This is a genomic window from Lysobacter sp. N42 (assembly GCF_004344885.1).
Genome location: NZ_SKFB01000001.1, coordinates 1,019,612 through 1,043,777, shown reverse-complemented (window position 1 = coordinate 1,043,777; position 24,166 = coordinate 1,019,612). Strand labels below are relative to the sequence as shown.

20 protein-coding genes are annotated in these 24,166 nt (G+C 45.7%); 15 read left to right on the top strand and 5 right to left on the bottom strand.

What is annotated here, in order from left to right; all coding sequences use genetic code 11:
* Positions 1-74 precede the first annotated feature (74 nt).
* Positions 75-1,463: a cysteine--tRNA ligase gene (gene cysS / locus EYQ95_RS05105; RefSeq protein ID WP_111913790.1), complete on the top strand. Its 1,389-nt coding sequence runs from the start codon at positions 75-77 to the stop codon at positions 1,461-1,463.
* Between the two features lie 30 nt (positions 1,464-1,493).
* Positions 1,494-3,026 (top strand): leucyl aminopeptidase family protein, encoded by a 1,533-nt coding sequence (locus tag EYQ95_RS05100; protein ID WP_111913791.1) that lies wholly within the window; start codon positions 1,494-1,496, stop codon positions 3,024-3,026.
* 81 nt (positions 3,027-3,107) lie between these two features.
* Here EYQ95_RS05100 and EYQ95_RS05095 read toward each other — a convergent pair whose 3' ends face one another.
* From EYQ95_RS05095 to EYQ95_RS05085, 3 genes are all read right to left on the bottom strand, one after another.
* Positions 3,108-3,476 carry an acyl-CoA thioesterase gene (locus EYQ95_RS05095; RefSeq protein ID WP_207916219.1) on the bottom strand — a complete coding sequence of 123 codons (369 nt, stop codon included), beginning with the start codon at positions 3,474-3,476 and terminating at the stop codon, positions 3,108-3,110.
* Positions 3,477-3,551: 75 nt separating this feature from the next.
* Complete coding sequence (gene deoD / locus EYQ95_RS05090) at positions 3,552-4,271, bottom strand: purine-nucleoside phosphorylase (protein WP_111913793.1); 720 nt, start codon at positions 4,269-4,271, stop codon at positions 3,552-3,554.
* Positions 4,272-4,421: 150 nt separating this feature from the next.
* A complete protein-coding gene (locus EYQ95_RS05085) occupies positions 4,422-6,632 on the bottom strand; it encodes a TonB-dependent receptor (protein ID WP_111913794.1) in 2,211 nt (736 codons plus the stop codon).
* A 130-nt stretch (positions 6,633-6,762) separates the two neighbouring features.
* Between EYQ95_RS05085 and EYQ95_RS05080 the strand changes: the two genes are divergently transcribed.
* Positions 6,763-8,457 carry a M28 family metallopeptidase gene (locus EYQ95_RS05080; protein ID WP_207801064.1) on the top strand — a complete coding sequence of 565 codons (1,695 nt, stop codon included), beginning with the start codon at positions 6,763-6,765 and terminating at the stop codon, positions 8,455-8,457.
* Positions 8,458-8,468: 11 nt separating this feature from the next.
* Complete coding sequence (locus EYQ95_RS05075; protein WP_111913795.1) at positions 8,469-8,885, top strand: HIT domain-containing protein; 417 nt, start codon at positions 8,469-8,471, stop codon at positions 8,883-8,885.
* Here EYQ95_RS05075 and fldB read toward each other — a convergent pair.
* The gene (gene fldB, locus EYQ95_RS05070; protein ID WP_111913796.1) at positions 8,882-9,406 is read right to left on the bottom strand and encodes a flavodoxin FldB; all 525 of its coding nucleotides are present in this window, start codon (positions 9,404-9,406) and stop codon (positions 8,882-8,884) included. The genes EYQ95_RS05075 and fldB overlap by 4 nt on opposite strands.
* Positions 9,407-9,541: 135 nt before the next feature.
* Between fldB and EYQ95_RS05065 the strand changes: the two genes are divergently transcribed.
* Complete coding sequence (locus tag EYQ95_RS05065; RefSeq protein ID WP_111913797.1) at positions 9,542-9,832, top strand: YfcL family protein; 291 nt, start codon at positions 9,542-9,544, stop codon at positions 9,830-9,832.
* A gap of 1 nt (position 9,833) precedes the next feature.
* Here EYQ95_RS05065 and mnmD read toward each other — a convergent pair whose 3' ends face one another.
* Positions 9,834-11,657 (bottom strand): tRNA (5-methylaminomethyl-2-thiouridine)(34)-methyltransferase MnmD, encoded by a 1,824-nt coding sequence (mnmD, locus tag EYQ95_RS05060; RefSeq protein WP_111913798.1) that lies wholly within the window; start codon positions 11,655-11,657, stop codon positions 9,834-9,836.
* 125 nt (positions 11,658-11,782) lie between these two features.
* Between mnmD and fabB the strand changes: the two genes are divergently transcribed.
* From fabB to purF, 10 genes are all read left to right on the top strand, one after another.
* The gene (gene fabB, locus EYQ95_RS05055) at positions 11,783-12,997 is read left to right on the top strand and encodes a beta-ketoacyl-ACP synthase I (protein ID WP_111913799.1); all 1,215 of its coding nucleotides are present in this window, start codon (positions 11,783-11,785) and stop codon (positions 12,995-12,997) included.
* A gap of 46 nt (positions 12,998-13,043) precedes the next feature.
* On the top strand, positions 13,044-14,177 hold the full coding sequence (locus EYQ95_RS05050) for a 4-phosphoerythronate dehydrogenase (RefSeq protein ID WP_111913800.1): 1,134 nt from the start codon (positions 13,044-13,046) through the stop codon (positions 14,175-14,177).
* 45 nt (positions 14,178-14,222) lie between these two features.
* Positions 14,223-15,239, top strand: a complete 1,017-nt coding sequence (locus EYQ95_RS05045; RefSeq protein WP_111913801.1) for an aspartate-semialdehyde dehydrogenase — start codon at positions 14,223-14,225, stop codon at positions 15,237-15,239.
* Positions 15,240-15,431: 192 nt separating this feature from the next.
* Complete coding sequence (locus EYQ95_RS05040) at positions 15,432-18,263, top strand: FimV/HubP family polar landmark protein (protein ID WP_165831901.1); 2,832 nt, start codon at positions 15,432-15,434, stop codon at positions 18,261-18,263.
* Positions 18,264-18,344: 81 nt separating this feature from the next.
* The gene (gene truA / locus EYQ95_RS05035; RefSeq protein WP_111913803.1) at positions 18,345-19,139 is read left to right on the top strand and encodes a tRNA pseudouridine(38-40) synthase TruA; all 795 of its coding nucleotides are present in this window, start codon (positions 18,345-18,347) and stop codon (positions 19,137-19,139) included.
* A 120-nt stretch (positions 19,140-19,259) separates the two neighbouring features.
* Positions 19,260-20,135 carry an acetyl-CoA carboxylase, carboxyltransferase subunit beta gene (gene accD / locus EYQ95_RS05030; protein WP_111913804.1) on the top strand — a complete coding sequence of 292 codons (876 nt, stop codon included), beginning with the start codon at positions 19,260-19,262 and terminating at the stop codon, positions 20,133-20,135.
* 14 nt (positions 20,136-20,149) lie between these two features.
* Positions 20,150-21,424 carry a bifunctional tetrahydrofolate synthase/dihydrofolate synthase gene (gene folC, locus EYQ95_RS05025; RefSeq protein WP_111913805.1) on the top strand — a complete coding sequence of 425 codons (1,275 nt, stop codon included), beginning with the start codon at positions 20,150-20,152 and terminating at the stop codon, positions 21,422-21,424.
* Positions 21,417-22,085: an SPOR domain-containing protein gene (locus tag EYQ95_RS05020; protein WP_111913806.1), complete on the top strand. Its 669-nt coding sequence runs from the start codon at positions 21,417-21,419 to the stop codon at positions 22,083-22,085. Before folC ends, EYQ95_RS05020 begins: the two co-directional genes overlap by 8 nt.
* Positions 22,086-22,146: 61 nt before the next feature.
* Positions 22,147-22,641: a CvpA family protein gene (locus EYQ95_RS05015; protein WP_111913807.1), complete on the top strand. Its 495-nt coding sequence runs from the start codon at positions 22,147-22,149 to the stop codon at positions 22,639-22,641.
* Between the two features lie 9 nt (positions 22,642-22,650).
* Entirely contained in the window at positions 22,651-24,162 is a 1,512-nt protein-coding gene (gene purF / locus EYQ95_RS05010) for an amidophosphoribosyltransferase (RefSeq protein ID WP_111913808.1), read from the top strand.
* The last annotated feature ends 4 nt before the right edge of the window (positions 24,163-24,166 follow it).

Genomic DNA, 24,166 nt, shown 5'->3' with positions numbered 1-24,166 from the left:
CGGTTCCTCGAAGCGGCCAATAATGGTAAGCTTCGGGTTTTACCACAGGTAGTCTTTGGAGACCAGAGCGAACGATGCTGCAGATCTATAATTCACTTACTCACCAGAAAGAAACTTTTAAACCTTTAGTGGAAGGTAAAGTTGGGCTTTATGTCTGCGGCGTAACCATTTATGACCTTTGTCACATTGGTCATGCGCGAACTTATGTGGCGTTCGATGTGGCAGTTCGCTATTTACGTTATTCAGGTTACGACGTGACTTACGTGCGTAACGTAACGGACGTTGACGACAAAATAATTAAGCGTGCAGAAGAAACCAATCAGTCTATCGACTTTGTAACTGAGCAAAACCTAAAGCTAATGCATGAAGACTTTGCAGCGCTTAATTTAGTAGAGCCGGATATTGAACCACGCGTTACCACTCACATGGCGGAAATTATTGCACTGATTGAACAGCTTCTAGAGAAGAAGCACGCATACGTCTCCGCTTCTGGCGATGTATTGTTCGACGTAAGTAGTTTCCCTGATTATGGAAAACTGAGCGGCCAAGCCATTGAACAGTTGCAGTCGGGCGCTCGTGTTGCAGTAGCTGAAGGAAAAGAAGACCCGCTAGACTTTGTATTATGGAAAAAGGCAAAAGCGGGTGAGCCGAGCTGGAGCTCTCCATGGGGAGAGGGTAGACCGGGTTGGCATATTGAATGTTCAGCAATGAATGGCAAACATTTAGGTAAGCATTTTGACATTCATGGTGGCGGTTCAGACCTACAGTTTCCGCACCATGAAAATGAAATAGCACAGTCGTGCTGTGCTAATGACAGTCCATATGTAAATTATTGGATGCACACAGGCATGGTTCAGGTTGATTCTGAAAAGATGTCTAAGTCGTTAGGAAACTTCTTTACTATTCGTGACGTACTGAAAACATTCGACGCTGAAACAGTGCGCTTTTTCTTGTTAAGTGGGCATTATCGCAGTCAGTTGAATTACTCTCAAAGCCACTTAGAGCAAGCCCGAAGTGCGCTTGAACGACTTTATACCGCCTTACGAGGTGTGACGGCTGTAGCTGCCACCGAAAGCTTTGCAGCGGTATATAGAGAAAAGTTCAAAGTTGCGTTAGACGACGACTTTAATGTTCCTGAAGCTATGACGGTCATTTTTGACTTGGCTCGCGAATTGAACCGATTAAAAGGGCAAGAGAACCAGCAGCAAGAAATGGGAATGTGCGTCAGCTTAATGAAAGAGTTTGGCGCGGTGCTTGGTATTTTAGAGCAAGACCCTGAGCAGTTCCTGCGCGGTCAAGCGGATACCGACGAAGTAAGTAAAATAGAAGCGTTGATTCAAGAGCGCAACGACGCACGAGCTGCAAAAGATTGGGCTCGTGCAGATAAGGCGCGCGACGCACTACAGGCTATGAACATTGTTTTGGAAGACGGGCCTGAAGGTACGCGTTGGCGTAAAGGTTAACTTTTAAAGATTAAAAGTAAGAGGTGATTAATGGCTTTAGCAGCACCGGAAGTTTTAACATTTGAAGCATTGGAAGGTGGCGACTGGGACGCCCTTATCGTTATCGGTCCAAACTTTTCTGAATTGGACAGTGACTATCAAGCAGCAATACAGAATGCGAAAATGTTTGACGCATCGGTTGGCGAGACTTTGTCAGTACTTTCCTGTGAAGTAGCTCCGGGGAATCGTTTGTTACTCGCGCCTACAGGACCATTAGACCGCGACTATGACGACGTAAGACGTTTTTACGACGCCGCGCGCGAAGCTGTCGCTCGTGTTGCAGCATCTGGTGCGAAAAAGCCAGCACTTATGGTTACTGCGGTACCTACTGGCGCGCTATGGAACAAGGCATTAGCCTCTGCATACTTTGGTTTTAACCAAGGTAATTACGAGTCATTAGAAGCCAGAGAACATCATGGCGATGACGTAGAACCTTTTGCAACCGTTGGTGTTGTGGGCAATGTTGACCCCAGCTTCGTAAAATCAATTGAAGCAGGGCGTCGGGTTGCAAGAGACATTTGTGGAACCGAGCCAGAGCGTATGTCTCCGAAGCGTGCGGCGGAATATTGCCAAGAAGCTTTCGCTGGAACGTCTGTTTCTGTGCAAGTTATTGACGACCGTATGCAACTGGAGCATGAATATCCGTTGCTTTGTGCGGTTGCTAGAGCTTCGTTTGAAGTGGAAAAGCAGCTACCTGCTGTTGTCCGTTTGGAGTTTGAAGGCGAAGGACCTATCGAAGAGTCTATTTTCCTTGTGGGTAAGGGGATTACCTACGATACGGGAGGTGCTGACCTGAAAACTGGTGGCCACATGGCAGGTATGAGCCGTGACAAAGGTGGTGCTGCGGCCGTTGCTGGTTTTGTGAAAGCATTAGCTGGGTTGAATCCTAAGGGCGTGAAAGTAGTTGCTGAACTGGCGTTTGTGCGCAACAACATCGACAACTTTGCATTCGTAGCGGACGAAATTATTACCGGACGCTCGGGAGTTCGCGTGCGTATTGGTAATACCGATGCTGAAGGGCGTTTAGTTATGGCTGATCCTTTGGCGAAGTTAACTGAGGAAGCGGTGTCTGCTACCAACCCTTCTTTGTACACTATCGCAACCCTTACAGGCCACGCAGCTCTAGCAAAAGGACCTTATGCGGCTTTAGTGCCTAATAAGCCTGCAATGTCTAAGGGATATGTGCAGCGTATTTTAGACGCAGGCGAAAGCTGGGGTGACGGCGTTGAACTTTCGCCAAGTCGTCGTGAAGACTTCGACTTTATTCGCGGCCGCACGAAGGCAGATGATGTATTGTCGTCGAACAATGGACCTTCTGCGACTACTGTGCGCGGACACCAGTTCCCCATGGCATTCTTAGTCGCTGTAGCTGGCTTAGACAAACATGGTCAGAATAGCGATACACCTTTGCCATATACACACATAGATATCGCAGGTAGTGGTGTTGAAGGTGGTAACTGGCAACATGGTAAGCCTTCTGCTTCCCCTGTTATTGCATTGGCGGGAGCTTTCTTGGATAAGTAACAAGCAAGCAACCGAATAAAGAAAACCCAGCAACATGCTGGGTTTTTTGTTTCTAGATTGGTCTTTATTCAAGATCTGAAGTTAAGGCAACTCGAATTTCATTTCATCGAGCTGTTCTTTTGTTTTGCCGTGTGGCAGCGGTTTACGGGTTTCACTGTCGATATGAACGAAAACAATGTCGTCGGCGGTACAAATATTTTGTTTGGTTCCTTTGTTGCGTACGACACAAGTTACGCTAATGGAACTGTTGCCTACGTGCTTAATGGCTAGCCCAAACTCTACTACGTCACCTTGAAAAGCTGAGGCTTCAAAAGTAATCGCGCCGATGTGCTTGGTCACTAAGCTTTTTGCTTCTAATTGGCAAGATGCAAAAATGTAAGCTTCTTCGTCTATCCACTCTAAAATACGTCCACCGAACAATGAGCCGGCAAAATTCAGGTCGTTAGGCATTACGAGGCGTCGAGAAAGAAAACGCATAATTGGAAAGTTCCTTACCTTTGAATGTTATGAATAAGATAACTCGACTTAAGAATCTTGCCAAGTAACCGCAGCATGAAGTGCAAGTGTAATCATGTCATTAAGACTGGATTCGCGAGCGTGCGAAGATAGACTTTCACTAGTCAGCATGGAGTCGGTTACCGTAAGCAACGCTGCGGCTGACTTATCTAGGCATTTTGCGATATTAAAAAGAGCGAATGATTCCATTTCGACAGCTACGAGGCTTTTTTCCTTAACGCATGCGGGAATATGTTCATTAAGTCGGTAGAACACGTCGCTACTGTGAATAGCGCCCTGGTCGAGGTTAATGTTAAGTGCCTTAGACTTCTGCAATATATGCTGTAATAACCCATGTGAGGGAAATAATGTGTCGCTCATTTCTCCACTTTGTACGCGAGCAAATGATGACTCTGAAAAAGCTTCTGTAGCTAAGAGTACTTGACCGATATTTAATGCTTCGCTGTAACTGCCGCAGCTACCAATACGAATAATAGTGTCGACGCCATAAAAATTGTAGAGCTCGTAAGCGTATATACCCATGCTCGGCATACCCATACCGCTTGCCATTACAGAAACGCGATGCCCCTGAAACGTGCCTGTGTAGCCAAGTACATTTCGTACTGAATTAAATTGAGTGGCGTTTTCTAAATAATGTTCGGCAATGTATTTGGCACGAAGGGGATCGCCGGGCATCAGAACGCATTTCGCGATGTCGCCTATGTTAGCTTCAATATGAGGGGTAGCCATCTAACTTCACTCTTCTTAAAACGATGTTTAGATACTATATCGGTTTCCTCGGAGGTATTTAAAATAAAACCATCAAAGCAACATAAAAAAATGCCGTAAGTGCACACTTACGGCATTTAAGGGAGAACTTCGATTTGTTACTCGACCGGTTTAAAAGTGAGCGCGAATTCCGATACCCACGTTTCGTCCGGGTAATGGCGCGTCCTCTTTAATGAAAGAGCTATGCACAAAACCTAGTTCGTCAGTAAGGTTTTCAACTTTCAAGTAAACCGAGAAGTCTTGGTTTGCGAAACGTCCTGGGTAGTAATTCATTCGCACGTTCACCAGAGAAAATCCTTCGGTTGCCTCTTCGTTAATACCTACCTTGTCTTGTTCGTTGTAGCGAGTCACGCTTAAAGACGTGTCCCAATTAGGCTGTAAATATTTAAGCGTAGCGCCAACGCGTTGTGCTGGAATACGCGGAATATTGCCACCGTTTACGAACTTAGCGCGGGTGTAGTCGGTAAATGCATCTACGTGCCAATTCGTACTGAGTTGGTAATGACCCGAAATCTCGTAACCATATAGTCGCGCGTCTTGTTGCTGGTAAACATAGACAGGAAGTTCACCGTGAGCATGTTCTTCTTCGTGCGCTTCGCCTTCATGTTCTTCGTGAGCATGTTCGTCAAATTGAGCTGAAGACACACCTGAGTTTTGTTGATAGATAAAGTTTTCTATTTCATTCCAAAACACATTTGCTTCAACGTGGAAGCGATCACCTTGGTAATGCAATCCAAGGTCGATGTTCTGTGAGTTCTCGGTGGCTAGCGCATTGCTGCGTCGCTCAATATGATAAACCTCTTCTCCCTCGTGCTCTTCGTGGGCACCTTCTTCTTCGTGGTGAGCTTCATGCAGCTCATAAACACCACCTAATTCGTAGGTTCCTGTAGCAAGGTGTGCGCCGTCAGAGAACAGTTCATTCGCTTGTGGTGCGCGCTCGCTGTAGCTTGAGTTAAATGCCAAGCTCAAATTTTCATTTACACTGTAACGTGCGCCTAACGAGAAACTCATAGGTGTGTATTCGAGCGTATTGAACTCTTCAGTTTCTAGAGAAACTTCTTCATAACGAGCACCGGCTTCTACAGTAAGCGCTCCAAATTGCTTCTCTACAAGCCAGAACAAACCAGCTAGGTCTGTGTCTGATGTTGGCGTATAAGCTTCTTCACCATTCGAGCTATATTCACGTTGCTCGAATTGTGCTCCGAATGCACCCGTCCAACCCATAACAGCGGTATGCGTTGCTGAAACTCTTAGTTCAGATTGCTCGACAGCAAAACCAGAAGCCACTAATTCTTCTTCAATTTCGTTATGAGACAATTCTGAGTAACCAAAATTAATGTCTAAGCGCTGAATACCTGACATTGGCTCCACAAATGAACTCAGCAGTTGATAACGGTCTTGCTTGAATAGAGCGTAAACACCTTCTTCCTCGTGTTCTTCATGCTCATCGTGAGCGCCTTCTTCTTCATGTGCATGTTCGTCTTCATGCCCATGCGAGTGACCCGGAATTCCGTAGGTACGGTCTAAACGGCCTACAGAAAAGCCAATGAAGCCGCCGTTGAAAAGGTAGCTTGAGCCAATGGTATAACCCTCATCTTCCGTATAGCTGTTTTCTATATGGTCGGTTACTTCACCTTCGTCATTCGTGAACTCTGGCACGCTGTAGTTATCTGCATCACGCTTGAATGCGTCAAGGTGGAAGGCAAAGTCTCCAGAACGGGCATTAAATTCGCCACTCACAAGCTTTTCGTCGCTTACGTCGTTATATTGCACACCATATTCGCCTGAAACGCCTTGCTCTAGAAAACGTGGAACGCGGTTATCAACGACATTTACGACACCGCCGCTTGCGCCGCTACCGAAAAGCAAGGTAGAAGGACCTCGGAAAATTTCGACTTGTTGTGCAGTACTTGTTTCTGTTGATACGGCATGATCTGGCCCGCCGCGAGAAATGTCTGCGACGTCTAAGCCGTTTTGTAGGATGCGTACGCGAGGACCGCCTAGTCCACGAATAATAGGGCTGCTAGAAACAGGACTAAAATAACTGGCTTGAACCCCTACGATACTTCTAAGAGTTTCACCTAAGGTAGCCGCTTGTGACTGACGTAATTCGTCTTGGCTCATCACATAAATGGGTTGAGCGCTGTCGACGGCTGATTTTTGCAATGGTGACGCTGTAACAACGATACGTTCGTAGTCATGATCGTGCTCGTCGGCAACGTCGTTTTCTTGAGTATTTTGCGCCATGGCTGAAACAGCTACGCTAGAAAACGCTAAAGCAGTAATAACCTGTTTTGCGATGAAGGACTTCTTAAACTTCATGGTGATAACCCTTACTTGTATTTAATGTAATAATATAACATTACATTCATCGGCGGTTTTGATCAACCCCAAATGTGGCGTCTGCGACCAGAAGTCGATAAACTGCGCTGACTATAAAAAAGGAGTAATCATGAAAAACTATTTAGGGCGAAAGTCTGCGCTAAGTGCTCTGGCAGGTATGGCGCTTGTATTGGTTGGATGTGGCGAATCCCAGCAAGAAACAGACATAGAAGCAAATGCTCAAGCCATTCAGTCTCATCTGGAATTTTTAGCGAGTGATTTATTAGAAGGCCGCGATACGGGTTCGCAAGAGCACGAAATTGCCTCTGCTTATATTGCTGCAGAATTTCAGCAAATGGGTCTAGAGCCAGCCGGTACCGAAGGTTTCTACCAACGCGTGCCTCTAAGAACTGCTCGTATTACTCCTGACAGTCAAAAATTTACCATTCATCAAAGTAGCGGTGAAAACGTAGAACTTGTTTACCCAAGAGACTTCCTTATGGGGCCAAGCGTTTTTGAGAATGAATCTACGGTAACGGCTCCATTAGTATTCGTAGGTTACGGAATGGTGTCTGATAAGTTCGATATCAACGACTACGCAAACTTGGATGTTGAAGGCGCTATTGTGGTTATGCTTTCAGGTCTTCCGGATGGACTTCCTAGTGAAGAAGCTGCGCATCTAAACAGTATTAAAACGCAACTTGCTGTTGAGCGCGGAGCTGTGGGTATTGTAAGCATTCACACGCCGAAGCGCGCGGAAACACGCCCTTATGAGCGCATGATTTTTTACGCAAACGCACCGCGCGTGCGCTGGGTCGCTCCTAATGGCGAGCCACAAAATGCTTACCCTGAAATTAAAGGTGCTGCGACCATAAATTACGAAGTTGCCGATGCGTTATTCTCGGAAGTTGCTTTGCAGCCAGAGCAAATTTGGCAGCAAATGGACGAGGGCGAGCGTCCGGTAGGTATGCCGCTTGGTTTAACGGTTACGCTTGAGAAATCTTCAACCTATGAAGATATGGACAGTCCAAACGTTATTGCGATGCTACCTGGCAGCGATCCAGAGCTTAAAGACGAATATATTATTTATACTGCTCACTCTGACCATATCGGTCCGGTACGCAGTGTAGAAGGCCCAGAAGAGTTCAATAATGGCGCGATGGACAATGCCTCTGGTGTTTCTATTATGCTAGAAACTGCACGCATGTTTTCTGACTTAGCTGCTTCTGGACAGCGTCCTAAACGTTCTATTTTGTTCGCCGCGGTAACTGCCGAAGAGCGTGGGTTGCTTGGTGCGGACTACTTCGCGAATAACCCAACAGTACCGATTGAAAACATTGTTGCGAACGTAAACCTAGACATGCCGGTGTTACTGTATACATTTGCAGATGTTGTTGCGTTTGGTGCTAATCATTCTTCATTGAATAGTGCGGTGTCTACTGCTGCAGAGAAGTTCTCGATTACTAGTAGCCCAGACCCAATGCCGGAAGAAGCTTTGTTTACTCGCTCAGATCATTACACGCTTGTGAAGCAGGGTATTCCTTCTGTATTTCTAATGACTGGATTTAATTCTCAGGTAGAAGGTGAAGATGCTGGCGCTATTTGGCATCAGTTCTTGCGTGAACAGTACCACCGCCCAACCGACGAGGTTAGCACTTTAACTGAAGTTTACGGTGGTATTCGTTACGGTGCTGCAGCAACGTTCACCAATATTAATTTCGAGATTGGAAAAACTGTTGCGAATGCACAAGAGCGTCCAACTTGGAATGAAGACAGCTATTTTGGTCAGGTGTTTGCTGGCGACGAAAATAGTATTCGTCATTAAGGGTTAAGTTCATGTCTTGGCAATTGAACGCTCAATTAGAAAAAGACACAGTGACAGTGGGAGATTTCCCACTGTCGCGTGTTCTGATCATGAACGACGCTCAGTACCCTTGGGTAATTCTTGTACCTCGAGTAGAGGGTGTAACAGAAGCTTATGAGTTACAGGCGATGGAACAGCAACAGTTGTTGCAAGAGTCGTCGTTACTGAGCATGTGGTTAATGCGCCACTTTAATGGGGATAAGCTAAACGTAGCTGCATTAGGCAATGTGGTGTCGCAACTGCATGTACATCACGTTGTGAGGTTTAAGTCAGACCCTGCTTGGCCCGCGCCAGTATGGGGAAAACTACCTGCTCAACCCTATACTACCGAAACGGTTGAAGCGTTCGCTCAACAACTAGCGAAAGAGTTAAAATTGCAGGCTGTTTAGCTGCCTGCAATTTCCTCTAAAACCTGCGTACACCAAGTAGCTATTCTCTCATCTGAAAGGTCGTATTGGCTGTCTTCGTCTAATGCTAGACCGACAAATTGCTTCCGATCAGGGGTAAGCGCTTTAGATGCTATGAATTCGTAACCTTCATTGGGCCAATAACCAATTCTTTTTAAGCCCGGTTGCTGCACCGCGTCATGAAGCATACCCACAGCGTCTTGGAACCACTCGGCATAACCTTCCTGATCGCCCATGCCGTATATGGCTAGGGTTTTACCTTGAAGATTTAAAGAGCTCGCTTCTTCCCAGTGACTTTCCCAGTCGTCTTGCAGTTCACCGAAGTCCCAAGTGGATATGCCGAAAATGAGTATTTCGTAGTTTTGCGTTTCACTAAGCGGCACGTCTTTTATATTGTGAATTTCAACAATATCTGCCCCGATAAAGTCACGAATTTTCTCCGCAGCTATTTCGGTATAGCAAGTGGACGAGCCATAAAATAGTCCGATTTTAAATTCACTCATAAAACTTCAACGACACTGATATATGGGTTTGAAATAAAGTGTAATTGTATCAAAGGTTAGAAATAAGTTCTCGGTCGAAATTGAGGTCTAGGGGCGATATAATCATTCCTTAAGTTGTTTAAATAGGCTAATTCAATGAGCAAAAGCATTACCGAAGTTGCAGACCAACTTGAAGTAGAATTCGACCGTATGATTGTAGATGGAAGCGACGATGAACTATTCGCTAGTGGGTACTTGCGTGGTCATATTGACTTGGTTGCTGCTCAGTTGCTCATGGCTGGAGAACAGGACGTGGATAAGTTTTGGGATGAGGTAGACCAGAGCTTACAAAGCAACGCAAAAGAACTTGCTGAGCACGATTGGGAGTTAGTGAAAAAGCTACTGAACAGAATTAGAAAAACGGTTGAGCACCCTGCGTTAAAATAAACTAGCGACGCTCGAACCGATTTATCGATACTCTTTGTTGAATGCGCAGACCAAATGGAGCTGGTTTGCCTAAAATTTCACTAGCGAGCGCTTCGGCTAGAATCGGAGCGCTAGTGAACCCTCGAGATCCTAACCCTGAAAATATTCCCACTTTGCCATTGTTAGTGAATCCAACAATTGGAAGGTGATCAGGCGTGGTGGCACGAACCGAAGCGCGGCAGGATTTAATGTCTGAGGCTTGATATTGTTCGCCGCTCATCTGGTTAAATTGTTCAATATTTTCCAGATTATCTTGGTCTTTAACTTCTGCTTCCGACGTGCTTTTATCGAACGTTGCGCCAACACAGAACGTGCCATTATGCGGAGGAGTTGCATAGGACTTCTCGCATACAACGTGTTCTGCCAATTCTGTTAAACGACTTGGTGTGCCTTTCCATTGTAGTTGCGTAACTTGCCCGCGAACAGGTCGAATTGGCAAAAAGCTATGCTGTGGAATTTGATGGTGTGCGGTGCAAAAGATAATGCGTTCCGCAGACACTGGTTCTTGTTGTGAATTTAGGCTTATAACCACGCCTCTTCCGTGGCTATGTACCTGAGTTACTTTACTCTGTTCTATGACTTTGGTTTGCAGCTGTTGATGTGCTCGGTAATCATGTGTATCGCGAATCATACTGCTAACCAGCTGTTCCGGTTTTGCCCAACCTGCACGGGGTATTTCGATGCCTAATGGACTAGGCGACAGTACTGGTGGGTGATTCTTGTAAAGTGCGAGTAGTTTTTGCTGACGTTCCCGGTCTGCTGGCGTGCGATGTTTTAGATGTACTCCAGACCAAAATATAGCTTGCTCTTGCAAAGGTTGATAGAAACGCTGGGCATAGAGAAATGCATGAAGGTAAAATTCACTAAAGGTGTTCCATTGCGCTTGCAAAGGCGGATAAATCGCAGCTTGTGGGTTGCCAGATGCTCCGTCAGCTAACACATCGTAAATATGAGTAATTTTACCTGGGTAAGTTTTAAGGGCGTATAACAATGTCGCCGCGGCTATCCCGCCACCCACAATTACTATGTGAGGGCTATGCGGGGTATTCGCTGTACCAAGCGTTAGCTTTCTGCCTATTAGCATTTCCCTCTTATTACCAAAACCTTTCACTTTACTGACCTGTAACCCCGCGGCCTTTAAACCTCTTCGCACATGACCTGTTGCAGTAAAGGTTGAAAATGTACCGGATGCTTTGAGCGTATTAAATACGCCCATGTATAGACTCGATTGCCACATATCAGGGTTTTTTGATGGTGCGAAACCGTCTAAAAACCAAGCGTCTACGCAATTATAATTATTGCTTTGCCAGTCGGGTAAAGTATCTGAGATATCTCCGAAGTAAAGATCGAGAGTGATTTGAGGGTGAATCTGAATTCGATGCAGTCCCGCAAAAGGAAGAGGATATTGTGCTAAAAGTGAATCGGCTAGAGCTTGAAGCTCTGGAAACTGTTTTGTTATCTCAGGGAGAATTTTTGCGAGCTGCTCTGGGGCGATGGGGTATTTCTCAAAGCTCACGAAATGCAGCTGGCAGTCGCTACTTGCCTGCTGCAAAAAGGAGTGGGCACACAAATAAAAGTTAAGGCCCGTACCAAATCCTGTTTCAGCGACACACCAGTTTTTTTGCCGTGACCAGCGAGAAGGGAAATCATTTTGCTCAAGAAATACGTATTTGCTCTCGGCGATACCTTCACTACGAGAGAAATAAACGTCGCCGTGGCGCGTTGACTCTGGGTTGTATTGCTCATCAATGTGCAGATCTGCATATTGAACTTGTGGCGCAGCCATTAGATAAAGACCCTAATAAAAACGACTTTGGTAATGGTCAGCAAAGCAGACCACTTTAATGATGGATTCTAGTTTGCTTGTTGACGCGATATGATACGCACAAATCTATAAATAGGACAGACACAATGAAACGAGCAGTGATAACCGGGATGGGTATTGTTTCTAGTATTGGTAACAACTCAGACGAGGTTCTTGACGCTTTAAAACATGGCCGTTCAGGCATTACCCGTTCAGAAAGCTTTGCTGAAATGGGACTGCGTTGCCAAGTATGGGGCGACCTTAAAATTGACGTAAGCGAACATATCGACCGAAAAGCATTGCGGTTTATGGGTGACGCAGCGGCATATGCATATATTTCTTTAGAGCAAGCGATAGCAGACGCAGGATTAACCGACGAAGAAGTTTCTAACGAACGAACTGGTTTAGTGGTTGGTTCTGGTGGCGCTTCTGGAGAACATCAAGTTGCAGCTGCCGACACGCTTCGGGAAAAAGGTGTTAAACGTGTAGGTCCATACATGGTGCCGCGCTGCATGGCTTCTACCACGTCAGCGTGCTTGGCTACTCCGAAAAAAATTAAAGGAGTGAATTACTCGATTAGTTCAGCCTGTGCTACGAGTGCGCACTGTATTGGACATGCCGTAGAGCTTATTCAGCTGGGTAAACAGGATCGTGTATTCGCCGGTGGCGGTGAAGAGTTGCATTGGACGTTGGGTATGGAGTTCGACGCAATGGGCGCACTAAGCACGAAGTACAATGAAGACCCAAGCAAGGCGTCTAGAACTTATGATGCAAATCGTGATGGCTTTGTACCTTCTGGTGGCGGCGGCATGTTAGTGATTGAAGAGTTAGAAACAGCTCTGGCACGCGGTGCAACTATCTATGCGGAAATTATCGGTTATGGTGCTACGTCAGACGGCTTCGATATGGTTGCCCCTTCTGGTGAAGGTGCTGTGCGCTGCATGAAGATGGCGATGGCTAACGTTGAAGGTGAAATAGATTACCTCAACACCCATGGAACAAGTACTCCTGTTGGTGACGTAAAAGAACTTGAAGCAATTCGCGAAGTTTTCGGTGACAACACGCCTGCGATTAGTGCGACTAAAGCTATGACGGGTCACGCACTAGGAGCTGCCGGTGTACACGAAGCTATTTTCTCACTGTTGATGATGAGAGACGGTTTCATTGCACCTTCAATCAACATTGAAACATTAGATGAAAAGGCACAAGGTATGAATATTGTTCGTGAGCCTCGCGAGCAACATTTGAACGTTGTAATGTCGAATAGTTTCGGTTTTGGCGGAACGAACGCTTCTTTAGTGTTTAAACGCTTCGAGAAATAATCATTTCTGATACACTGCGCACAGGCTTTCCAAATAACCTGTGCGCATGAATTTTTTAGTCCACGAAAACTTACCTCAACTCCCGGAACTTTTGGCATCTCAAGGTGATGTCGAAGTATTCTCAGGAAGACAACCTTTAGCACACCAATTACGCCAAGCAGACGTGATTTTTTTGCGCTCTATAACTCGAGTCGATGAGTCACTATTAGATTTAGCTGCTCATGTGAAGCTGATTGGTACGGGAACCATAGGCACTGATCACGTTAATATTGAAGCATGTAAAGCGCGGGGTATTTCTTTTGTAAGTACGCCAGGAGCGAATGCGGTATCTGTTGGTGAGTATGTACTTGCGGCAACACTTCATGTGGCCAGTAAGCACTCCTTGACCTTAGAGGGAAAGAAAGCACTCGTAGTGGGTGCCGGCCATACCGGAACCCAAGCAGGGCGCAGACTAGAAGCATTGGGTTTAGAGGTTTACTACATTGATCCTGCCCCGGTAATTGAAGATTCTACAAAAACGTTTGTGAGTTGGGATTTTTTGGAGCATGCAGATGTTATAAGCATTCATGTGCCGTTGGTCAAAGATGAACCAAATCCTACATTTCATTTAATGGCTCAAGCTGAATTAGAGCGCGTTAAAAAGAACGCCATCTTAATTAATGCGAGCCGCGGTGCAACGATAGACAATCGTGCATTACTTGCCCATCTTCGAAGCAACTCAAACGCCTTTCATTTAGTTTTAGATGTTTGGGAAGGTGAGCCTCACGTGCTAGAGGAGTTAGTGGATTTCACCGAGATAGCGACGCCGCATATTGCTGGACATAGTTTAGAGGGTAAGCTTAGAGCAAGTTTACAGCTATACCATTCTCTATGTAGTTATTTTCCTGAGCAATTTTCCGAACGTAGCTGGCAAAACATAGCGCCGCCTGTCACCACGACCGATTATCAATGGTCTAGAATTCCCGAACTTAACGGGCTAAAAAATATCGTATCTAGTGTCTACAATATTGAACTAGACGACTGGCACTTTAGAAAAGAAGGTTTAACAGCGAGTGGTTTTGACGCGCTCCGACAAAATTACCCTATTCGTCGCGAATTGTCGTCGCTTCGTATTCAAGCGAAAAAAGCAATAGCCGCTCAAGTTGAAGCATTAGGTTTTGGGGTAGAGCTTGGCGAATAACGCCAGTAAAATACACCGATTGAATTATATGAATTAGAGGAAAACATGGCGTTAGAACTAAATGTAGCTGTTCTTGGAGCAACGGGACTTGTAGGCAAGCAAATGATTGAGTGCTTGGCAGAACGTAAGTTTCCTGTGCGTAACTTCTATCCGTTAGCGAGCAGTCGCTCGGCGGGTAAAGAAGTTGAGTTCTCTGGTGAAACGTATGAAGTTATTGACGCCGATACTTTCGACTGGAGCCAAGTTGATATTGCGTTCTTTTCTGCCGGAGGAAGTATTTCCGCGAAATATGCTCCGCTGGCGGCAGACGAAGGGTGCGTGGTCATCGACAACACTAGCCATTTTCGTTATGAACCGGACATCCCTCTTGTTGTTCCAGAGGTCAATGGTGCTGCGTTAGCTGACTTTAGGAACCGTAACATTATTGCCAACCCTAACTGTTCCACAATACAGATGCTGGTTGCGTTGAAACCTATACATGACAAGTTTGGAATTGATCGAATCAACGTTGCAACGTATCAGTCGGTTTCCGGTGCTGGCGCTTCTGGTGTCGAAGAGCTTGCCCAGCAAACAGCAGCGCTATTGAATGCAAAACCTGTTGAGCATGAAGCATTTGCACGCCAAATTGCGTTCAATTGTATTCCTCAGATTGACGTGTTTTTAGATAACGATTACACCAAAGAAGAAATGAAAATGGTGTGGGAAACTCAGAAAATCTTGGGCGATCCAGATGTTCGAGTAAACGCAACTGCGGTTAGAGTTCCTGTATTCTTCGGTCATGCTGAAGCAATTCATTTAGAAACCGTACAGCCTACTGATGTTCAAGCGATTAAAGACGCGTTAGCTGATGCGCAAGGTGTTGTTTTGATGGATAGTCGAGAAGACTTCCCTACACAAGTGAGTAACGCCGCCGGCCGCGATGAGGTGTTCGTGGGGCGCGTTCGACAAGACATTACACACCCGCAAGGCTTTAACTTATGGGTTGTGGCTGACAACGTACGCAAAGGCGCTGCAACAAATAGTGTTCAAATTGCAGAGTATTTGATAGAAAACTATTGGTAAGTATCGGTTTTCTGTTAGCTTTATATAAAGGTTAACGGCGCACTGCCGTTAACTACATAAATGGTTTATATTGTTCTAAGGTCGTAAAAAAAGCTCGTCAATTACGACCTAGACAGTATCGTCTATTCAATAACAAAACGAGCGTGCGATTTCGGGAAATTTGAAATGACTCTACGATGTCAGGGAAGTAAATTGTTTCAATTGATAAGCAAGGCTGGTTTTGGCCGTGCTTGGGTTGTCGCAGTTGCGTTGTTGTTGAGTATGCATACGGCGGTTGCACAGGAAGAGGACCCCGTAGTCGTTTTAGGGCCAGCAGGTTCAGAACAGACTGACGTTCGTCAAGGCTCAGAACGTTATGGGCCAATTCAACCTACAGATACGCTCTGGTCAATAGCTTCTGGAGTGAGACCTCATTCTTCTGTGTCTGTTCATCAGGTGATGGCGGCTATTGTTCAAGCAAATCCAAGAGCATTCAGAGACGGTAATCCTAACGAAATGCTCAATGGCTTTTACTTGCGAATCCCCAGCCTGCAAGAAATTCAAATGCTTAACCCAGAATCAGCTCGAAGAAGTATTGAGTTAGGTGAAACGATTGACGCACAAAATCAAACACTTGCGCGTCAACAACAAGAATTAGAACGCCGTGTTGAGCAACAAGACCGAATCGTCAACCAAACACGCAGGATGACTGAGCAACAAATTAATGCTGTGCGTGCAGAGTATGAAGAAGAATTTGTTACTTTAAGAGACGACTTAGTTCGCTCCATTCAAAATACCGAGCGTGTAGTAGAGAACAACGATCAATTGCAAGAGCGTTTAGTGCGCCTTGAAGAGCTATTAGAAGGCTTGCAAGAGGGGATTGTAAGTGCAGAGCAATATGAAGCCGAAATTCAGGACATTCGTCAGCAACAAGCTGAACTAAGACGTGAACAAGACTTAGCGATTGCCCGTTCAGAAGAGCTTTCTACCGTAGAACAATTACTTCAGCATCCTATTGCTTTGGCTGCGCTTGCGTCGATTCCAGCGTTATTGCTGATTCTGTTAACCACTTGGCTCTTAAGAAAACGCCAGTCTGATCTTGCTGAGTACGCCATAGTTTCGGGAAGCGGTTCTAAGCCAGAGTCTGTGAAACCAGAGAAAGATTTAACAGACGACGAAGCGCGCGAAGAGCTAGATAAAGAACTTCTTGGTGGCTTTGAAGAAGATGATGACTTGTCTGATACAGCATTTGATGGATTTGAGGACGATGAGGAGGGCGATGACCTCGACAGCCTAACCGATGAAATGCTGGTGCCTGGAGAAGAGTCAGACGATGAAGAGGATGACTTCTCTGGGGTACAGTTAGACGGTGAAGACGACCTCGATAGCTTTAGCGAGTTAGAAGATGAGGACGAGGAAGACTCCAGCACAGAAACGCAGGTGATGGATGAGCCTCAAAGTGATGACTCATCAGAAGATGAAGAAGAGTCGGGCGGCAGCGGCGAAATGGACCAGGACGAGCTTGATAAGCTACTTCAGGGCGCTGGCGATGATGACGACGACTTATTTACTTCTACCGACGACGATGATGTTAATACTGAAGAGTCTAACGAACAAGAGCCAGAAAACGATGATAGCCAAGATATCATGGGCAATGACGATATCGACGATATTTTCGGTGAGTTTGGGGCTGACGAACCTGGGGAAGAATCCGCACAGCCGGAAGAACAGGGCGAGCAACCTGACCCGCTAGACCCAGATGTGGATCTAGATAATAGCGCTGAGTCCGACTTTGATGAAGATGAAACAGAAGTTGAACAAGATATAGAAGACGTTGATGATTCTGCGGATAAGCAAGCGGAAGAAGAACCCGAAGCAGAGCTAGAGTCAGAACAAGAACAAAAGTCGGAGCAAAGTGAAAGCGAAGACGATGAAGACTTCGACATGGATTCACTGTTTGATGAACTAGGGATTGAGGATGAAGACGAAGATTTAGATCCTAGTGATATCGATTCGCTACTTGAGAAAGTTGGTGAAGAAGCCGACGACGAAGACTTTGATGCCGAAAGCTTTGGCGAAGATTTTGAAGACAGCGAAGTGTCTGAAGAAGAGCCCGAAGAGCAAGCTGAACCCGCTGATGAGTTGGTATTTGAAGAAGACGAAGATGAAGACGTTGATGACGACGTTATTGGCGGCGATGAAGAAGCTTTGGAAGATGGCATCGATAGCACCACCGACAGTGATAGCGAGTTATCGGAAAGTGAAGACGACCCAGAGACCGCAATTGACGAAGATTCTGATGTTGAAGATGACGAAGATGTTATTGATCTTGAAGATGTTGAGCCATCAGAAGAAGCCAACGCTGTCGATGAAAATGATTGGGGCGAGCTTCCTGATGAAAAAGACGACGATGTTGATGAAGATCTAGAAGATGTTTTAGACATTGACGAAGAAGAAGACCCAGAACTTCCAGAGCCGAGCGAAGACTATGAAGTTCCTGATTTGTCGGACGATTCGGATGATGACGGCGAAGAGTTGGCTGCAGAAGAAGATGTCGCGGAGCAGGACAATATTGAGATTGCAGACAATGAATTAAAAGATATTGCTTCAGAAGAAGAAATCGACGAAGAGCTTTTTGAGCTTGATGAAGATGAAATGCGTCAAGCGGAAGAAGAAGCTGAAGATGAACTAGACGCATTGTTCGGTGAAGAGGATGATTTCTCAGAAGAACCAGAGTCTGAACAGGAACTAGAGCCTACTGACGAACTAGATAGCCCTGAGGAAGCCTCAGAAGAGTATAGAGATATTGAAGATATTCTTGCAGAAGCTGAAGAAACCGAAGCGTCGGAATCTGAAGATGATGAAGACGACAGTATGCGTGGCGAAGATGAACTTGCAGCCGAGCTTGACTTAGCCCGAGCTTACATCGAAATGGAAGAGTTTGAAGATGCCAAGGCAGCCTTGCAAAAGGTATTAGACTCGAACGACGACACGTTAAAAGACGAGGCGCAGTCGTTACTCTCTCGCATTAACGAGCAAGGTTAATGATTAAAAGTGAAGACTTCGGTCTTCACTAGAACCTTGGTATACTTGCGCGCTTTGTAATTCCACAAGAGCAGTCCCCGCATGAGAATAGCACTCGGTATTGAATATTTCGGTGAACGTTACTTTGGCTGGCAGCGTCAGCAAGAAGTACCGAGTGTGCAAGAAGCGTTAGAGAAAGCCCTCACTAAAGTTGCCTGCCATACCGTTAATGTAACCTGTGCCGGAAGAACTGATGCTGGCGTTCACGCCACCCAGCAAGTCGTTCATTTTGATACTGAAGCGGAACGTCCAGATCGCGCTTGGTCCTTAGGCGTCAATGCCAATTTGCCTGATGACATAGCGGTAAAATGGGTTACACAAGTCGCCCCCGACTTTAACGCTCGATTCAGTGCTATCGCTCGGCGTTATCGTTACGTTATTTACAATGCAGCAATGAAGCCCGCTGTTCTGAGCGGGGGCGTGACTCATATTTATCATCCGTTAGATCACGAAAAAATGCATCGCGCCGCACAATACCTGCTAGGTGAGCAAGACTTTACCTCCTTTCGAGCTGCTCAATGTCAGTCGAACTCTCCGTTTCGAAATGTTCAGTCTGTAGCGGTTAAACGGTTTGGTGATTATGTTGTGGTCGACATACAGGCGAACGCTTTTGTACACCACATGGTTCGCAATATTGTCGGTTCGCTGACCATTGTAGGGATGAATGAACAACCTGAGCAATGGATTGAACAACTCTTAGCGGCAAAAGACCGCACGCAAGCGGCTGCTACAGCGAAGCCTAACGGGTTATATTTGGTGAATGTTTATTACCCAGACGCATGGGAACTGCCGAAGCATCCTATGGGGCCATTATTTTTCCCAGACGAGTTAGTATGATGAACTGACTAGAGCTTAGACCACTTACTGCTGCAATCGCGTGTCGATTTGTGCTTTAATGTCGGAAATTTCCTATACTTTCAAATATGCGGCTTACCGCAAGGTCATCGACAGGTATTTATGAGCTGGATTGAGAAAATTCTTGCAAAACCACAGGCAACTAAACGTAAAAACATTCCTGAAGGGGTGTGGAGTAAGTGCGGTGGTTGTGAAGCGATACTTTACCGTGCAGATCTAGAAAGAAACCTGCATGTTTGCCCCAAATGTGGACATCACATGCGGTTAACAGCGCGCGAGCGTCTGCAAACTTTCCTAGATTCAGAAGGGCATGAGGAGCTAGGAGCTGAATTAGAGCCGCAAGACTTATTAAAGTTTAAAGATTCGAAGCGCTATAAAGACCGTATCGCAGCAGCTCAAAAAGCAACGGGTGAGAAAGACGCGTTGATTGCTATGAAGGGTAAGCTAAAAGGTAACCCCGTAGTGGCTGTTGCTTTTGAATTTAACTTTATGGGCGGCTCTATGGCTACGGTAGTGGGTTCTCGCTTTGTTAAAGCGGTTGAAGCTTGTTTAGAGCATAAAATCCCGCTCGTTTGCTTCTCAGCCTCGGGTGGCGCGAGAATGCAAGAAGCATTGCTTTCACTGATGCAAATGGCGAAAACGTCCGCCGCGCTAGCTCGTATGAGTGAGGAAGGTTTACCTTACATTTCGGTATTAACTGACCCGACAATGGGTGGTGTGTCAGCAAGTTTGGCAATGCTAGGTGATATTAATGTTGCTGAACCTAAGGCGCTAATCGGCTTCGCTGGACCGCGAGTTATTGAACAAACTGTACGCGAAACGCTTCCTGAAGGGTTCCAACGTAGCGAATTCTTGCTGGAGCACGGCGCAATAGACATGATTGTCGACCGTCGTGAAATGAGAAATAAGTTGGCATCGGTATTAACAAAGCTACAAGGTCTGCCGGAGCCAGAACAGGAAATCACATCGACTGATTAAGCATAAAAAAGCAGATGAGCATTTTGAAACATAATGAAGAGCCACGTTCCCTAGAGACGTGGCTTTCTTATTTGGAAAAAATTCATAGCCAAGTTATAGACATGGGATTAGAGCGTGTCAGTAAGGTCGCTGCAACACTAGATGTGTTGAAGCCTGCACCTTTTGTATTTCTTGTAGCTGGCACGAATGGTAAAGGCTCAACCGTAGCCATGTTAGACGCCATTTTGACCAGCGCAGGATATCGCACTGCAACTTACACCAGCCCCCATATTGTCGATTACCGCGAACGCGTAAAAGTTAATGGGGAGTGGCTAGCAGAGTCTGAACATTGTGAGGCGTTTCAAGATGTCGAAGATGCACGTGAAGATACTACACTGACTTATTTTGAATTCGGAACCTTGGCTGCGCTTCATTTAATTAAGAAAAAGGTCGTGGACATCGCCATTCTAGAGATAGGGCTAGGAGGGCGGTTAGATGCAGTAAATATAGTTGAGCCAGACGTAAGCATTGTGACTTCGGTGGGGATTGACCATGTCGACTTTTTGGGATCAGATCGTGAAGTTATTGGCTACGAGAAAGCTGGTGTGTTCAGAGCGAATTGCCCAGCCGTATGCGGAGATTTAAATCCGCCATTAAAATTGATTAAACACGCACAAGAAACGGACGCGCATTTATTTCTGGCCGGCACAGATTACGGTATCGAGTCTCAAGATAATTCAAACTGGGCTTTCTACATGACAGGTATGGATGAGACCTGGGTATTACCTAAACCTCATTTGCCTTTAGTGAACGCAGCAACAGCTGTTATGGCGCTCAAACAAAGTGGTCTGAAATTGACTAAAGAATCGGTAATCGATGGCTTACAGAAAGCGCAGGTAACGGGGCGCTTTGAAACGTTACACAATTCGCCGCGCGTCATTCTCGATGTAGGGCACAATCCTCATGCGGCTAATTATCTGGCACAGCAACTTGCTAAAACTGGAGCCAAAAAGGTACTTGCGGTTTGCGGAATGCTAAAAGACAAAGATATTAAGGGTACGCTTTCAGTAATGGAGTCGCAGGTTGACCATTGGTACTTGGGCTCCTTACCATCCGAACGTGGAGCTTCATCACAGCAACTTGCAGAATCTTTATCAACTTCTGCTGCATTCGATGTTTTTTCATCGATTACGGACGCATATAATACAGCATTGCGTGAAGCGGAAGACGCGGATGTGATATTATGTTTTGGCTCGTTTTTGACCGTTTCTGAAATATATAAAACAGAAGGAAAAATTATTCGTGGCTAGCTCGACTTTGAAGAATCGAATTGTTGGAACCCTAGTCGTGGTGGCTATCGCTGTCATTTTTCTTCCCGACTTCTTTAGCGGTAACTCAGAAGGCTCTGAGCAAGAATTTCGCAGCACCCCCGCTCGCCCAGATGTCGAGCAACGCATGAGTTCTACCTCATTTCCTGACGAGTTCAGTGTCGAAGATCAAAGCTCACGAGACACCGTTTCCGTTCCTATCGTTGAAGATCAAATTGAGATTCGTGAACTACCAGCTTCAGTGGATTTGGGCGAAGTAGACTCTTCCGCTACAGAAGACCCAGCAAATCAAACTACAAATACTGATATTGAAGCTCCTGAAGCTAACAACGACAGTAACTCTGAACCCAGTGAGAACGTAACTTCAGAAGCCGACGAAGTTGATGTGCAGGCGGAGGCTGCTTGGGTTATTCAACTGGGTGCGTTTCAAAACCAAGATACAGTTGTCAGTCTTTTAGCGGAACTAGAAGATGCTGGCTACAACGCCTATAGCCGTGTTTATCAAAGAGATGCTGGTCCATTACATTTAGTGTTGGTAGGCCCAGACATGAGCAAAGAAGCATTGGAACAACAACTTGCCCCCCTGCAAGAACTGACAAATTTAGAAGGTAAGGTGATGCCTTATCGCCCGGCGGATAATTAAAACATCACGTTGTGTATTCTTTCTGGTAGAATGCGCCGCAAAATGAGGTGGAACGCAAATCATGCAATGGATTGATTTTGTCATTATCGGAATTATCGGGTTGTCGGTTGTTGTCAGCTTGATTCGGGGCTTCGTTCGGGAGGCTTTGTCTCTTGCTGTATGGATTGGTGCAGTGTTTGTTTCGGCTATGTTTTATGCCGATGTAGCGGTTTACTTTACTCATTTTGAAGACCCTTTAATTCGAAACGCTCTAGCGGTTGTAGCTCTCTTTGTGGCGACCCTAATTGTGGGCGCGATGGTGACATACTTAGTCAGCCAGCTTGTAGAGAAAACCGGCTTAAGTGGCACAGACCGAGTGCTCGGCGCAGTTTTCGGGGCGCTTAGAGGTTTATTGTTGGTTTGCGGAATATTGTTTGCAATAGATTCATTTACCCAATTTTCAAATGAGGAGTGGTGGCAACAGTCATTGCTTATTCCTCATTTCGGACCCTATATAGAGTGGTTCCTAAATTACATGCAGGATGCGTCCAGTTTTATTCAACCTAACGAAGTCTGAGGTTTATTTATGTGTGGTGTAGTCGGTATCGTTGGAAATCAACCTGTTAACCAAGCTCTTTACGACGGACTGACGATGCTACAACATCGTGGTCAGGATGCTGCAGGTATAATGACGATTGATGGTCATCACCTGAGACTTCGAAAGGGTAATGGGCTGGTTCGTGATGTTTTCCACACGCGCCATATGCGTCGTCTAAGTGGCAACATCGGTATCGGCCACGTTCGTTATCCTACTGCAGGGAGTTCTAGCTCGGCAGAAGCGCAGCCATTCTACGTGAACTCTCCCTTCGGTATTGCCATGGCTCATAATGGTAATTTAACTAACGCCGATGTCCTGCAGGAAACACTGTTTAAAACTGCAAAACGCCACATCAATACTTCTTCAGATTCTGAAATCTTATTAAATATATTCGCCCATGAATTATTGAAAAAAGACCAGCTTCACCTTGAAGTTGAGGATATTTTCAGTGCGATTAGTCGTGTGCATGAGCAGATTAAAGGTGCATACGGTGTTGTTGGTATGATTATCGGCCACGGTATGGTGGCGTTTCGTGACCCACATGGAATTCGCCCTCTAGCATTAGGTAAACGCGAAACTCCGCAAGGAACAGAGTACATGATCGCGTCTGAAAGTGTGGCGATTGACGGTACGGGATTCACGTTTGTGCGTGACGTGGAGCCGGGTGAGGGAATCTATATCACAGAAGACGGTGAATTATTTAGCCGTCAGTGCGCAGAAAACCCCGTACATAGCCCATGTATCTTTGAATATGTTTATTTTGCGCGTCCAGACTCGTTTATTGACGGTGTTTCTGTGTATGCAAGCCGCATTAACATGGGAAATAGACTTGGTGAAAAAATTAAAGCTAAGTATGAGCATTTGGACATAGATGTAGTTATTCCAATTCCTGAAACCGCTTGTGACATTGCCTTGGAAATTTCACGCGTACTATCTGTGCCTTACCGACAGGGCTTTGTGAAGAACCGTTACATTGGCCGCACATTTATTATGCCGGGACAAACGCAACGCAGAAAATCGGTGCGACGTAAATTAAATGCAATTAGTGCCGAATTTAAAGACAAGAATGTATTATTGGTAGATGACTCAATTGTTCGAGGCACTACATCGGAACAAATCATAGAAATGGCTAGAGAAGCGGGTGCGAAGAAAGTTTACTTTGCTTCTGCAGCTCCAGAAATTCGTTTCCCGAATGTTTATGGTATCGATATGCCAAGCGCGAACGAATTGATTGGTTACGGCCGTGAGTCTGATGAAATTTGTAGTTTGATTAAAGCCGATGCACTCATTTATCAAGACTTGGAAGATTTGATTGCATCAGCGCAAAGCGAAAACCCAACACTTGAGCAGTTCGAAGCTTCAGTGTTCAATGGTCAGTACGTCACTGGCGATGTGAATCAGCAGTATTTAGATCGTCTACATGAAGCGCGAAATGACGACGCGCGCAGTCAACAAGGGCAAGATGAGTCGAATCTCGAGGTTTATAACGAAGAGGATTGATTCA